The following is a 13,951-nucleotide window of genomic DNA, read 5'->3' as shown; positions in this document are numbered from 1 at the left end:
CGGCGGGGTTTCTGCCGCTCATTAGCGGGCAACACCACGCGTTTCACCACATCTACATCAAGGCGCTGCTACAATGCCGCTAGTCTCAGTCATTATCCCAACGCACAATCGATCACACTTTGTTGTCGATGCGATCTCCAGCATCCTGGCGCAGACGATGCAGGACGTTGAGGTCATCGTGGTCGATGACGGCTCGACCGATGATACGCAGCAGAGGGTCGCAGAGGTGCGGGACGCTCGTGTGGGCTATCTGCGCCATCCTAGCAACATGGGCGAGGCGGCATCGCGAAACACCGGGCTCGATGCCGCTACTGGCAAGTACATCGCCTGGCTGGACAGCGACGACGTGGCGCGTCCGCGCCGGCTCGCGGTCCAGGTCGCTTACCTGGAGCGGCACGCGGAGCTCGCGATGGTAGGCTCCGCTGCGGGCAAGCTCCGCGCAGATGGTCGCCGCAAGCCGGGTCGGCGGCTACCGCCGCTTGATCACGAACTGATTTCCGCGTGGCTTGTCTTCCGCTCTGCATTTCAACAGTCGTCGTTGACGGGCCGCGCCGATGTTCTGCAACGCTATCGATACAATGGCGCGTTTCCGGTTTGCTGCGACGTCGATGTCCTTCAGCGACTGTCCCGCGATCATCGTCTCGCCAACCTGCCGCAGACGTTAATCGACCGTCGCTTGCACAGCGGCCAGATGGTTCGGGAGTATCACGTTCAGATACGGGAGACGAAGGCACGCATGTGCCGTTCCCGGCTGCTCGCGATCGGGGTCGACCCGACGGCGGAGGAAGCTGCGCGTCATGCCTTGCTCGGCCAGGCAAACCTCACTGGTGTCGAACTGCCCGGTGACTTCCTGGAGTGGACACACGCATGGCTGACACGTTTGAAATCCGCCAATGAGCAGTCGCGAGCACTAGACGTCGCAAGCTTCGATCTCGCCTGTGCGTATGTGTGGGCGCTTGCGTGCCGGGGGGGCGGCGGCGCCGCCGGGATCCGGGAGCTGCTCGGGGCATCGCTATGGCAGCCGCTGATCTCGCCGAAGGCATTACGCTGGTTCTGTCATGCACTCCCGTCGCCGGCGAAACTTTGGAACGAACGAGCGCTCAAAATCAAGTCACTCTAGTCCGCGCAGGCGTAATCCTCCTGTCTTCCAGCTGATTGCGGTTGTTATGTCCCCTTGGTTGGCTGTCCTTCGCCGCAGCACGTCCGGGGCGCGCGACCGCATACATTGCACTCGCTATTTCCTTCCATAGCGCGCTGCGATCCTCCCCTCGTGCATAGACCTCCGACACCCCGTGCGAGGCGTTAGGGACGTAGGTGAACTCCGCGCGCGCGCCAACTTTGCGGAACGTGCCTTCAAGACGCCGAACCGAACGCTCCAAATAGAACGAGTCCGCAGCACCGGTCGTCACGTGTACTTTGCCCTCCAGGTACGGCTTCAGCTGTCCCCAGTTGGTCTCAATGCGGCGCGAGATGTCGTAGTTTTCGCGCCAATAGGCCGCGACCGTCGGTTCGATGGCGCCGCTCTGGCGATCGAACAGGAAGGCGGCGCTCCCGTCTGCGCCGCGCGGCGAGAAGGCGCAGTCGAAGGAGCGGAATTGCCCGCCGTCACGCCCCAGGATGGCCTCGAGCTTTGCTGCCTGCTCGATGGTCGCCAGTATCTTGCCGTGATCGCGCTCCAGAGGGCGGGGCGCACCACGTGAGTCGCGATACATGTTCGCATCGGGTGCATAGAGGTCGACGCCCAGGAAATCGTGAAAGTCGACCGGGTCCGGTGAAGTCGCCCAGCTTCCCCCGAAGAATGCGGGATATCGCACCATCGTCCAGAGCGCGAACCATCCTCCCGAGCTGTGGCCCGTCAGGAACCGGCCGGACGGCTTGGCATCCATCCGGTACCTTGCCTCCAGCGTAGGGATCACCTCAGTGACCAGCGCGAGGCCCCATGGGCCATTGTTGACGCTATCTGCGAACTCAGTGGTGCCGGTGGCGGTCGCATAATCGACCGCGACCCAGATCATGGGCGGTATGGCGCCCGCCTCCATGAGGTGCCAGATCCGCGAGAGCTGTTGCCCGTCCAGCTTGTGCGTCGTCCCGAAACCCCCGGCCGTATAGACGGTCGGATAGGTTACCCGCGCCTTTGAATCGTAGCCGGGAGGCGTCAGTATCCAGGCGCGGATCTTTTGCTCTGTGCCGCGGAAGCGCGTCAGTGCGTTCGACGTGATCTGTTCCTCGTGCAGATGCGCGCGGGATGCGGTGATTTGCTCCGCCGCCCGGGGCGGAAGCCCCGCGGTGTCGAACTGGGCTGCCGCAGGGGAGACGGCATCTTCCAGTGCGATGGAAGGGACGGAGGTAAGCGGAAAGCGGACAGTTACGACTTTCGACACGAGATCGCCCGGCCCGCGGCCGCCGTAGGCATAGTCGCGGTTCCGATCGAGCACGACTTGCACCCGATACGGACCTGCAGGAAGCGTTGTGAAGCCCGTGGAGAACGCACTTTCCTCCGTGTCGATAGTGACGCGACGATCGGGGCCGAAGTCTGTGATGTCGCGCGCTGCAACCGCAATCCTGTCGCCCGGGCCTCGGATATCGACAGCGTCAAATGTCGCATTTTCCGCCGTGGCCGCCTCGGCAAACAGCAGCAGCCGACCACCAGCATGCCCGGTATCGTCGCGGGCAAGAGTCACGGAAAACCGCGTTTCGGGCGTGGTCGTACCAATAAGGGCAAAGGCAAAGATCGGTGCTAGCAAGAGGCGCATCGCTGTTCCTAAGGTTCATCTCCGAGCCGCGCGGCTTGGGCGCCTTCGACTCCCGCCAACCGTCGGCTACTTGGCAGCTCTGAGATCGAGCAGGACAGTGGGGATCAATTCGGAAACCGTCGGATGGATCGGAACCGCCCATCGTAACGCTTCGATCGGCTGATCGGCGTTCATCATGTCGAGGATGCCGTGAATGGCCTCGTCGCCGCCGGTGCCGAGGATCGCCGCGCCCAGGATGCGGCGGGTGTCGGCGTCGGCCACGATCTTCATGAAGCCTTGGGTCTCGCCCTTTTCGACGGCGCGTCCGACGCGAGTCATCGGGCGCTTGGCGTGGAGCAGTCGGCGGCCGCTCTTCGCAGCCTCGGCATCGGTCATGCCGACGCGGCCGAGCGGTGGATCGATGTAGAGTGCATAGCCCGGCAGGCGCTGGCTTAAGCGGCGATCGTCTCCGTCGAGCAGGTTCGCCGCCACGATCTCGAAATCATTATAGGCGGTGTGGGTGAAGGCACCGCGACCGTTGCAATCGCCCAGCGCCCAGACACCGGGCACGTTGGTCTGCAGATGGTCGTCGACGGTGATATAGCCGCGGCTGTCGGCGGCGATGCCGGCCGCGTCTAGGCCGAGGTCGTCGGTATTGGGGCGCCGGCCGACTGCCATCAGAACATGGGTGGCGACCACCGGGCGGGGATCCTCCGCGCAATCGACCGTCACCGCTACCGCATCGCCGCACCGCTTGAAGCCGATGCAGGTGGCGCCCGTGCGGACGGTGACGCCCTCTGCCTCCAGGATCTCACGCACCGTCGCAGACACGTCCGGATCCTCGCGCGAGATCAGGCGGTCCGAACGCTCGACGATCGTCACCTCGGCGCCGAAGCGCCGGTACATCTGGGCGAACTCCAGTCCGATGTAGCTGCCGCCGATGATCACCAGGTGTCGCGGCAGGCTATCGAGCGCGACCATGTCGCTGTTCGTGAGGAGGGGCACGTCCCCGACGCCGGGCAGGTCGGGAATTACCGCCCGGCCGCCGACGTTGATGAAGATGCGCGGCGCCGTCAGGCGTTCCCCGTTCACCGTGACGATGTGCGGACCCTCGAAGCGTGCTTCGCCGCGGATCAGCTCGACGCGTGAGAGGTCCGAGAGCCAAGTCTCGTTGCTAGTCCGGGAGTCTACGATCACTTTCCGCGCGCGCGCTGCCACCGCCTTCATGTCGACAGAGACTGGCCCCTCCAGGGAGAAGCCGTAGTCGCTGCCTCGTTGCGCCGTGTGGATGGCATGGGCGCTGGCAACCAGCGTCTTGGTCGGCTTACAGCCGGTGTTAACGCAAGTCCCGCCGACGAGGTGGCGTTCGATGATGGCCACTGACATACCAGCGGCGTCGAGCCGTCCGGCTAGTGGCGGGCCGGCTTGACCGGCACCGATGATGATCGCGTCGAAGTTGCGCATCGAGTTAGCCTCTGTTCGGTTGAGCACCGGCGGTCCGCACAACCCGAGCCTACATGAAGCAGACCGAGTGTGCAGGCGCTTGGGCGGTTTATATGGCGGCGCGCTTCGAGGCCCGCCGAGCTTCGCTAACCGTGAGCCACAGGGCCGACACCAGGAAGTAGAAGGCGCCGAACGCGGCATAGGGCGCGATGTTGGCGATGCCGACGGGTTCAGTTCCTGCGGCCATCTTGAGCATGAAGCCGCCTGCAAGGATCGACTGGGCGCCGCTGAGGATCATAGCCCATTGCGCGCCGCAGGAACTCCATCGCCGGACGGCGGTGACGAGCTGGAACAGGCCAGCGAGAGCAGCCCACACGCCGAATACCTGAAGAACGGCGTTGTTGCTCAGCCCGAGCGCCACGGCCACCGCGATGGCCGTCGCCACGCTGACGACGAAGTTGAGCATCTGGCTCTTGTTACGGGCGATGCCGCCGCTGCGGCGGGCGTCGACGTAATTGGCAATCGCGTCCCACGCCGGATAGGCAACCAACATCAGGGCTGCGAGGGCCGGGGCGTGTTGTGCAAGGGTAAAGGCGGCGGCAACCCACAGCGCCGAGAAGGCGAACCGGGTGAAATAATAGCTACGAAGCCAGCTGGATGGGGAAGAGGGCGCACGATTTTCGATGGGATGAGAGGCCATGACATTTCTCCAGACACAAACCGACTAGTAGGTAGGCGAGGCCGGGTCAACCGTCTCGCGGGGAATTGGTTCCGAAGAAACCGCGACAAGCACGACAAGGATGCGAGTTTGCACCACAGCGAGAACGGCATATATCGGCCCTATCAGGAGGTAGGTAGCGTGGCTGCGGCACTAGGAAATACTGCGGAGAAGCTGGTCGACGGGGCTGCGCAGCTCATCATGCGCGGTGGGTACAATGGTTTCAGCTACGCCGATCTCGCGGAGCGTTTCGGCATTCGAAAGCCGAGCATCCATCACCACTTCCCCTCCAAGGTCGACCTCGTCATCCGGGTTGTGGAGGAAGGGCGCGCACGTATCCGGGCGCAGATTGCCTTTCTTAGGGAGAACGCGCCGGCTGCCATGGACCAGCTGCTGATGTACACCGGCTATTGGGAGCGCTGCATACAGGACCAGAGCGCGCCCTTCTGCCTGGCAGCGGTGTTGGCCGCTGAACTACCCGCCCTTCCGGAGCCGATCGCGGCCGCAGTGCGCGGGCATTTCGCTGACCTCGCCGCTTGGTTGGACGGCGTTCTGGCACTGGGCGTCCGTCAAGGAACGATGAGCCTGGAGACGTCGCCGAAGTTGGAGGCCGAGAACTTTATGGCAGCCGTGTACGGTGCCATGCTCGTCGCCCGCGCGTTGGAGGACCCGGGCCGGTTCAAGACTATCGTGGACTCGCAGATCGACCGCATTCGCGTCTGAGCGGCAGAAGTAGACGCGATGCTGGCGCCCCTTGTTGAACAACTTCGGACGTCGTGCGGCAATCACCCATCGGGATGGCACCCGCTAGCCTGACTTTTGCAGGCTCGGCGCGGGGGCGGGGCGGGAGAACCCGCAAACAACGCTTCATCGCGCCGACGCCATGCGAACAGCCGTAATCAACCGCACCCCTTTTGCTCTCTGAGCTTCACGCCGCTTCCGCGCGGTCAGTACCCTGGGGGCAGGACGGGGCGTGATCCTACGTATTCCAGCATTGTCCCGAAGGTGGCAGCGCAGGCCTCGAGCGTCACTGCTGGAGCAACGAGGTGCGCGCCTAGAAGTGGGACTGGCCGGCACGCGCGCGAGCGCGGTTCGGCTCATTGGCTCTGCCGGCTGAGGAGTTCGTCGTGAAGCACTTCTTCTTGTCGATGACCGCACTGGCGCTCGCAGAGCCTGCCTACGCGCAGGACATAGAGGTCAAACCGCTCGTCGACGCGCGCGTGCGCTACGAACATGTCGAGCAGGACGGGCTGGCTCGCGACGCCGACGCGCTTACGATCCGGGTCCGCAGCGGCATCGAGGCGACGCTGGACGGATGGAGCGCGCTGGTCGAGGCGCAGGGCACGCTTGCCGCAGTCGACCATTACTTCGACGGCCTGACCGGCGACGCGTCGCGCCCGCTGGTCGCGGATCCGCAGAACATCGCGCTCTATCGGGCACAGGTCCGGTACCAGAGCAAGGCGTTCGCCCTGACCGCGGGGCGGCAACGCATTGCCCTCGACGATGAGCGCTTCGTCGGCAACGTCGGATTCCGCGACAATGCACAGACTTTCGACGCCGTCCGCGCCGAACTGATGCCGCTCCCGAAGCTCAAGCTGGACGTAGCCTATGCGTGGAGCGTCCGGACGATCTGGGGGATCGATGGCCGCGGTGCGCGCCCGCAGGCGGTGGGCGGCGACAATGTGTTCGCCAACCTCTCTTATGCCACACCGATCGGCACTCTCACGGGTTTCGCTTATCTCGTCGATCAGGATGAAGCTGCCCTGCAGGAGTATCGGCTCTCCAGCCAGAGCTATGGCGCGCGGCTGGCCGGGTCGCGCGCCTTTTCGCCGAGCACGAAGCTGGCCTGGCAACTAAGCTACGCGCGTCAGAGTGACTGGCATCGCAACCCCAACCGCTACCACGCGAACTACTATCTCGCCGATGCCACGCTCTCCCTCGGGGGTTTGTCGCTCAACGGGGGGTACGAAGTGCTGGGCGCGGACCGCGGTGTGCCGTTCACGAGCTTTCAGACCCCGCTGGGCACGAACTTCAAGTTCCAGGGCTGGGCCGACAAATTCCTGACGACCCCGCCCAACGGCGTGCGCGATCTATACCTGGGCGGCGGCTATGGGTGGAAGGACGTACTGGGCGCGGACGCGATCACGCTCGCCGGAACCTGGCACCGCTTTCGCAGCGATCGACTCGGCGAGCATTATGGGAAGGAGATTGATCTCCTCGCCAGTGTGAAGCTGCGCCGGACGCTCGTGTCGCTCCGCCACGCCCGCTATCGAGCCGACACGTTCGCGACCGATACAGACAAGACGTGGGTTCAGCTGGATTGGGTCTACTGACGAACGGCCTGCGTGATCAGTGCCCGGGTCACGGCCATTCGGACAAGATGCGGGCCAATGTCGCTCGCGGACCACTCGTGCCGTTTGCGTGCCAACTCGACGCCGAGACGTTGCCCGTCGCATCCAGCAGCACCAATCCTGGAAGTGCCGATCCGCCAAGTCGCCGGAGCCGCGCGGTGCGGGCGGGATCGCACGGTAGCAGCAGCCACGGCATCCGCACGGTGCGCGCATAGTCCAGTGCGGCCGCACAGCTCTCGTCCGCAACGAACAGTATCTCCACGCCTTGCTGGCGAAGTCGGGGGTAGGCGGCGATCAGCTCCGGGATGAAGGCGCGACAGGGCCCGCACCAACTTGCACCATAGTAGACCAGTACCGGCCCGGTCGGCGTCGTGGCTGGCCTGGGAGCACCCCGGTCGAGGCGATGATAGTCGCCCTTCAGCGGAGATGCAGCGATGCACAGAAGCGCCGCGGCCGTGATCGCAAGGCGCCTAATAATGGGCACTGAGCCGGACGAAGAAGGTGCGCGGCAGGCGCGGGCCATAGACATAGGTGCTGTCGCGGCTGGCTCCGACCTCCAGGTCGCGCTGACGCACGTTGGTGGCGTTCTTCACCCCAAGCGTCAGGTCCACCTCACGCGACCCGTCCGCATTCAATGCGAAATGCCGGGTTGCCGTGAGGTCTGCCATGAGGAAGTCACCGACGCGCCGGATTTCGGCGGCTCGATTGTTCAGCACGTCCATGCGCCCGATGTAGCGCAGGCCGACGAACACATCGAGATTGGGCGTCGCATCCCACAGGATCTGCCCGACGCCAGACCATTGCGGGCTCTTGAGATAACGCCGGGTGGTCAGCACGATACCCTCGTCCTCTTCCTCGAAGACGGTCTGCCGGTCATCGTATCGCGCGTCCAAGTACACGCCGCTCGCCAGCAGCCGCAGGGAGGACGTCAGGCGGTACGACGTGCTGATCTCAGCGCCCATCACGCGGCTGCCCCCGGTATTCGAACGGGTGCGAAACAAGGTGCCGTCCGTCGCCTCCTCGATCGGGCCAAGGAAGAAGGTATCGGACAGCCGGGTCAGATAGGCTTGCCCGTCAAGGGTGAACGCTCCGTCGTTCCACGCCGGTCGCCAGTCGAAGCCCAACGCATAGCTGTCGGCATGTTCCTCCCGCAAACCGTCGGCATTGCGCACCCGGATCGGATCGGCCCCCAGCACGTCGATGTGAATGTCCTCACTGAACACCTCGGGCGCGCGGTAGCCGGTCGAATAGTTGGCGCGCAGCACCAGGGACGATGTGGGCGAAGCCCAAAGCCCGATACGCGGCGAAACGACCACATCGTCGAGCTCGGAACTCTTGTCGATCCGCCCGCCTAGCACGAGCCGCAACCCCTCGTTCAACGTCCACTCGTCCTGCACGAAGCCGCCGAGCGTGGAAAAATCGTCCTCTACGATCGTGCCCAGCACCCGATCGTCCACGTCGGTATTGCGATCCCGCACGCCTTCCCAGCGGTATTGAATCCCGCCGAGCAGCGCATGGCGACCCTGCACGGACTCCAGGCGAACCTCGCCGAAGCGAAAGCGGTCGCGCGTGCGGCTATACTGGGTGCGGCTCACCGCAACGGCCGCATCGAAGAGGGCTTGGTCGAAGCCCGGATCTGCAGGGTCGGCGACCACATCACCCAGCCCGCCGTAGAACGCCTTCCGCGCTAGGTCGGAAAAAGCGAACACGCCGGCCACCTTCGTCTGTTCGCCCAGTTGTTGAGCAACGCTGGCGCTGCCGCGATGAACGTCACTGTCGATCGCCTCGGTGATATTGGCGAGGAACCAGGGCTGATCGAGCCGATTGCCGCCACGGCGTCGTTCGCGCGTGTACTGATAGTCGAGTGCAACCGTGGTGGCCTCGCCGGGCTTCCATTCCCCGCGTGCGCCAGTGGTCGCAAGGCGGCGTCGCGCGAGTTCGCTATAGCCGTCGTCGTTGAGGTCTATCGCCGGCGAATGTTCGGCCTGCGCATAGGCGTTCACAAAGCCGCGACCGTCCGCCAGCACCTTGCTACCGACGATCGAGGAAGAAACTGCCCGCTCGCCGCCCGGCAGCTGCAGATCAAGCGTGCTGCGAAAACCGTCGCGTTCCGGACGCAGCGGGATCACGTTGACGACGCCGGCAACCGCGCCAGGACCATAGAGCGCGGAGCCACCGCCTTTTACGACCTCGATCCGCTCGACCAGCACGGCTGGCACCTGTTCCACGCCATAGACCGCAGCGACACCGGTCACGAGCGGGAGGCCGTCGAGCAGGATCTGGTTGTAGCTGCCCGGCAGGCCGAGAAGCTGGATCTCGGTCGTGTTACAGTTCTGGCAGTTGTTCTCGGCCCTAGCGCCGGGAAGAAAGTCGATCGCATCGCCCAGGTTGCGCGGCGCGGCGCGACTGAGCAGCGCGGAGCCGATTACGTCTGTGCGGATCGGCGTGTCACGCCGAGTGCGGGCCGTGCGCGTGCCGGTCACGACGAGATCATCCGGTTCAGATTGGCCACTGTTGGCCACGGGCGCTCCGGAACCGGATGTCTCTCCGCCCACGTCAGCTGTGACTGGCATCGCGCCGCTCGCCGTTGGCGACAGGGTGCCGTCCTGAGCCTGCGCCGGTGTTGCCATAGGCAGGCACGCCGACAGTACGAGAGCTCTGAACGCCATCTCCGCACCCCAAAGTTAGCTATGGCTACACCGTGTAGCGGAAGCGTGGTTCGGAGGCGAGGGGCAATATCTGCGGGAGGTAGGCGACGTCATTGGCATGGAGTGTCCCGCGGTCTCGGCTTGAGGATCACCCGTTTTTCAGCCAAAGCGGGGAGCTAGTCTGACTGATGCAGCATCGAACAGGTGAGGACGGGATGAGCGGCAACACCGCGCGACGGGCGGCCGCATTTCGCAAGACGCGTGAAGCGCACCTCACTGAGGTTGCGGAAGATTATGTCGAGCTCATCGCGGACCTGACCGCCGAGTTCGGCGAAGCGCGACTGACCGACATCGCCGATAACATGGCCGTGGCACAGGCAACCGCTTCCAAGATCGTCACGCGCCTCAAGCGTGAGGGCTTGGTGGAGAACCGCCCATACAGGTCGATTTTTCTCACCGAGAGCGGTCGAGCGATGGCCGAAGAGGCGCGGCGCCGGCACCGGATCGTGCTGGAGTTCCTGCGCGCCCTCGGCATCGATGAAGCCACGGCCGACGCGGATTCGGAAGGGATCGAGCATCACGTCAGCGAGGCTACGCTGACCGCCTTGGCCGCACTTACATCAGAGCTGCTGGGGCGAAAGGATTGCTCCGTCTGACAGTCTGACCCGGCAATAGCGCGATCGAAATCGGGAGATTGGGAGAGCGGATGGTCCGCGGATCGAGGCTGCTTCTAGGGATCGAGCAAATTATATCGGATGCTGCCGTATGCGACGAGATGCGGCTGCCGTCGTTCAGGCGGGATCCGCGTCGGGCTGCCGATCAGGATGCGCGGCCGCGACGGCGGTGAGCGCCCTCGCGGCTTGGGCGACGCTGCGGATGCGCGGGAACGGCGCGAGATCGACCTCGAAGCGCTCAGCCGAATAGACTTGGGGGACGATGCAGCAGTCGGCGAATGTCGGAGCGTCCCCGAACGCATGGCGTCCGCCATGCCGCTCGACCAGCGTTTCCAGCGCCCCGAAACCCTCGGCGATCCAGTGGGCGATCCAGCCGGACACCTGCGCTTCGTTGGCGCCGAGCTCACCACGCAGCGCGCTGAGCACGCGCAGGTTGTTGAGCGGGTGGATGTCACAGGCGACCAGGTCGGCCATCGCCCGGACGGTCGCGCGATCTCGCGGGGAGGTGGGGAGCAGCGCCGGCTGGGGGTGCGCCTCCTCCAGCCATTCCAGGATCGCCAGGCTCTGCGTCAGGACCCCGTGGTCGGTCTCGAGCGCCGGCACCAGGCGTTGGGGGTTCAGCATGGCATAGCCGTTCTGGCGCTGCGCCCCGGTGCGCAGGTCGTGGGTCACTTGCCGATACCCGACCCCCTTTAGGTTGAGCGCGATGCGGACCCGATAGGCCGCGCTCGATCGCCAATAGCCGTGAAGGCAGATCATGCCGACGTTGCGGGCAGCACGACGCCGGTGCACGGGCCAAAGCCGATCGAGCGATAGCCCGTCGCCTCCGCGCGACCGGCGAGCGTCAGCTCGTCACCGTCCTCCAGGAAGCTGCGAAGCTCGCCAGTCGGTAGCGTGATCGGTTCTGCGCCCGCCCGTGTCAGCTCGAGCAGGCTTCCAAACCCGTCGCGCGCTGGTGCCGAGATGGTGCCGGTGCCCAGCAGGTCCCCCGGACGCAGATCGCATCCGTTGGAGGCATGGTGGGTGACCATCTGCGCGATCGTCCAGTACATGTGGGTCGCGGCGCTGCGGCTCAGCCGGACCGGGGCCATGCCCGCCGCGCGCATCGCCTCGGACGACAGGCTCACCTCTAGCGTGATCGCGAATGCACCGCTTGCCTGATCGTCAGCATCGAGCAGATAGGGGAGCGGCGCGGGGTCACCCTCCGGGCGCCCGGGTTGCGCGGTACGGAAGGGGGCGAGTGCCTCGGCGGTGACGATCCAGGGCGATACGGTGGTCAGGAAGTTCTTTGCGAGGAACGGGCCCAGCGGCTGATACTCCCACGCCTGGATGTCTCGCGCCGACCAGTCGTTGAGGAGGGAGAGCCCCGCGACATGGTCCGCCGCGCCGGCAATCGGGATCGTCTCGCCCAGCGCGTTGCCGGTGCCGATCCACACGCCCATCTCCAGCTCGAAATCGAGCCGCCGGGTAGGCGCGCGCACCGGCGTCTCTGCGTCAGGGGCTTTCAGCTGCCCGAGCGGCCGGACGAGCGGGGTGCCCGATACGCGAACCGATGAGGCGCGACCATGGTAGCCGATCGGCACATATTTATAGTTGGGCAGAAGCGGGTTGTCCGGGCGGAAGACCTTGCCGACGTTGGTCGCGTGATGGATGCCGACATAGAAGTCGGTGTAATCGCCGACAGTGGCCGGAAGGTGGAGCGTGCACGCTGCCGCCGGATGCACGCAGTGGGAGACGACATCCTGCTCCCCCGGATCGCTGAGCAGCGTCGAGACCGCGCGCCGGAGCGCCCGGCGCGGTTCCGGGCCCAGCGCCAGCAGCGGGTTCAGCGTCGGACCCGAGGCCGCGACAGCCGCCTCCAGCGCGGACCCTTCCAAGAGGCCGCTTTGGGCAAGCGCGGCGAGGTCGAGGATCTGGTCACCGATTGCGATCCCGCCGCGCGGGTCTGCTCCGTTGGAAAAGATGCCGAGCGGCAGGTTCTGGATCGGGAACTCCGCGTGGTCGTCGGCGCCCGGAACCCAGCTGGTGTGTGCGGGATCATGTGTCTCGTCAATGATGTGGTTCACCGCGGCAACTCCGCCTTCGCGAAATCAGACCAGACGTCGTCATAGTCGAGCTGCATCGTCGGCGCTTCGGCCGCCCAGCGGGTCACCGCGACGGCGTGGCGTGTTTCGAACATGAAGGCCATCGTATCCTCGATCCGGTGCGGCACGAGCTCGGCCGCGACTGCCTTTTCATAGCTCGCGCGGTCCGGGCCGTGCCCGTTCATCTGGTTGTGGAGGCTCGCGCCGCCGGGCGCGAAGCCGCCTTGCTTGGCATCATAGGCTCCGGTCACGAGGCCCATGAACTCGCTCATCACGTTGCGGTGGAACCAGGGCGGGCGGAAGGTGTCTTCGGCGACCATCCAGCGGGGCGGGAAGATCACGAAGTCGCAATTCGCGGTGCCGGGCGTGTCGCTGGAACTGGTCAGGACCGTGAAGATCGACGGGTCCGGATGGTCAAAGCTCACCGTGTTGATGGTGTTGAAGCGGGAGAGGTCATAGCGACAAGGCGCGAGATTACCGTGCCAGGCCACCACGTCAAACGGCGAGTGGCCTAGCGTGGTCTCCCACAGGCTCCCCTGGAATTTCTGGACGAGCGTGCAAGGGGCGTCGACATCCTCGAACCATGCGACCGGCGTCTCGAAATCGCGCGGATTGGCAAGGCCGTTGGCCCCGATCGGCCCCAGGTCGGGGAGCCGGAACAGGGCGCCATAATTCTCGAGCACATAGCCGCGTGCACGCCCGTCCGGCAGGGTGACGCGGAATCGCACTCCCCGCGGGATCAGCGCCACTTGAAGTGGCGCGAGGTCGATCCGGCCAAGCTCGGTCGTGATCGAGAGCGAACCCTCCTGCGGGACGATCAGCAGCTCGCCATCGGCCGAGAAGAAAGCGCGCGCCATGTCCGCGGTCGCGGCATAAAGGTGGATGCCGACGCCTTCCTGTGCGGCCGGGCTGCCGTTGCCGCCATAGGTGACAAGCCCGTCGAGCCAGTCGGTTGCCGCTTCGGGCCAGGGCAGGGGGTCCCACCGCATCCGGTTGGGCGACGGCGGCACCTCCGCGAACGGCCCCGAACGCAGGTTCGGTGCCGCCCCGGACCGCACGAACGGCGGGTGCTGCGCTGCAGGGCGGAGACGATACAACCATGACCGTCGGTTCTCCGCCCGAGGCGCCGTGAAGGCGGTACCCGACAGTTGCTCGGCATAGAGGCCGAACGGCACGTGCTGCGGGCTGTTGCGCCCGACCGGCAGCCCGCCTGGTACCGCCTCGGTCGCGAAATGGTTGCCGAAGCCGGGCAGGTAAGCGCCCCGTGTCCCTGTCGCGGCCGCGGTCTCCATGCTCATGCC

12 protein-coding genes are annotated in these 13,951 nt (G+C 65.3%); 4 read left to right on the top strand and 8 right to left on the bottom strand.

Annotation, left to right across the window (positions count from 1 at the left end; translation table 11 throughout):
• The first annotated feature begins 73 nt into the window (after positions 1 to 73).
• Entirely contained in the window at positions 74 to 1,120 is a 1,047-nt protein-coding gene (locus QP045_RS09945) for a glycosyltransferase family 2 protein (protein ID WP_422514827.1), read from the top strand.
• On the opposite strand, the gene QP045_RS09940 is transcribed toward QP045_RS09945, so the two are convergent.
• From QP045_RS09940 to QP045_RS09930, 3 genes are all read right to left on the bottom strand, one after another.
• Entirely contained in the window at positions 1,107 to 2,753 is a 1,647-nt protein-coding gene (locus tag QP045_RS09940) for an alpha/beta hydrolase (protein ID WP_422514826.1), read from the bottom strand. The genes QP045_RS09945 and QP045_RS09940 overlap by 14 nt on opposite strands.
• A 66-nt stretch (positions 2,754 to 2,819) precedes the next feature.
• Positions 2,820 to 4,196 (bottom strand): FAD-containing oxidoreductase, encoded by a 1,377-nt coding sequence (locus QP045_RS09935; RefSeq protein ID WP_422514825.1) that lies wholly within the window; start codon positions 4,194 to 4,196, stop codon positions 2,820 to 2,822.
• Between the two features lie 88 nt (positions 4,197 to 4,284).
• Positions 4,285 to 4,875, bottom strand: a complete 591-nt coding sequence (locus tag QP045_RS09930) for a DUF308 domain-containing protein (protein WP_422514824.1) — start codon at positions 4,873 to 4,875, stop codon at positions 4,285 to 4,287.
• A 159-nt stretch (positions 4,876 to 5,034) separates the two neighbouring features.
• Between QP045_RS09930 and QP045_RS09925 the strand changes: the two genes are divergently transcribed.
• On the top strand, positions 5,035 to 5,616 hold the full coding sequence (locus QP045_RS09925; RefSeq protein ID WP_422514823.1) for a TetR/AcrR family transcriptional regulator: 582 nt from the start codon (positions 5,035 to 5,037) through the stop codon (positions 5,614 to 5,616).
• A 425-nt stretch (positions 5,617 to 6,041) separates the two neighbouring features.
• Positions 6,042 to 7,226, top strand: coding sequence for an alginate export family protein (locus QP045_RS09920; RefSeq protein WP_422514917.1), 1,185 nt, complete (start codon positions 6,042 to 6,044; stop codon positions 7,224 to 7,226).
• 28 nt (positions 7,227 to 7,254) lie between these two features.
• Here the strand turns inward: QP045_RS09920 and QP045_RS09915 are convergent, their stop codons facing one another.
• Together QP045_RS09915 and QP045_RS09910 are read right to left on the bottom strand one after the other, a co-directional pair.
• Complete coding sequence (locus tag QP045_RS09915; RefSeq protein ID WP_422514822.1) at positions 7,255 to 7,728, bottom strand: thioredoxin-like domain-containing protein; 474 nt, start codon at positions 7,726 to 7,728, stop codon at positions 7,255 to 7,257.
• Positions 7,715 to 9,766: a TonB-dependent receptor plug domain-containing protein gene (locus QP045_RS09910; protein WP_422514821.1), complete on the bottom strand. Its 2,052-nt coding sequence runs from the start codon at positions 9,764 to 9,766 to the stop codon at positions 7,715 to 7,717. The genes QP045_RS09915 and QP045_RS09910 overlap by 14 nt, the downstream gene beginning before the upstream one ends.
• Positions 9,767 to 10,107: 341 nt before the next feature.
• On the opposite strand from QP045_RS09910, the gene mntR reads away from it, so the two are divergent.
• Complete coding sequence (mntR, locus tag QP045_RS09905; RefSeq protein ID WP_422514820.1) at positions 10,108 to 10,548, top strand: manganese-binding transcriptional regulator MntR; 441 nt, start codon at positions 10,108 to 10,110, stop codon at positions 10,546 to 10,548.
• Between the two features lie 135 nt (positions 10,549 to 10,683).
• Here the strand turns inward: mntR and maiA are convergent, their stop codons facing one another.
• Genes maiA through hmgA form a run of 3 tightly spaced genes read right to left on the bottom strand, consistent with a single transcriptional unit; the run spans position 10,684 to position 13,948 of the window.
• Positions 10,684 to 11,325, bottom strand: a complete 642-nt coding sequence (gene maiA, locus QP045_RS09900; RefSeq protein ID WP_422514819.1) for a maleylacetoacetate isomerase — start codon at positions 11,323 to 11,325, stop codon at positions 10,684 to 10,686.
• Positions 11,322 to 12,632: a fumarylacetoacetase gene (gene fahA / locus QP045_RS09895; protein WP_422514818.1), complete on the bottom strand. Its 1,311-nt coding sequence runs from the start codon at positions 12,630 to 12,632 to the stop codon at positions 11,322 to 11,324. Before fahA ends, maiA begins: the two co-directional genes overlap by 4 nt.
• A complete protein-coding gene (hmgA, locus tag QP045_RS09890; RefSeq protein ID WP_422514817.1) occupies positions 12,629 to 13,948 on the bottom strand; it encodes a homogentisate 1,2-dioxygenase in 1,320 nt (439 codons plus the stop codon). Before hmgA ends, fahA begins: the two co-directional genes overlap by 4 nt.
• Positions 13,949 to 13,951: the final 3 nt, after the last annotated feature.

Source organism: Sphingomonas sp. 3-13AW, from assembly GCF_049311085.1.
GTDB lineage: Bacteria > Pseudomonadota > Alphaproteobacteria > Sphingomonadales > Sphingomonadaceae > Sphingomonas.
Note: the sequence above shows the minus strand (reverse complement) of the source record. Positions and strands in the feature narration are given on the sequence as shown.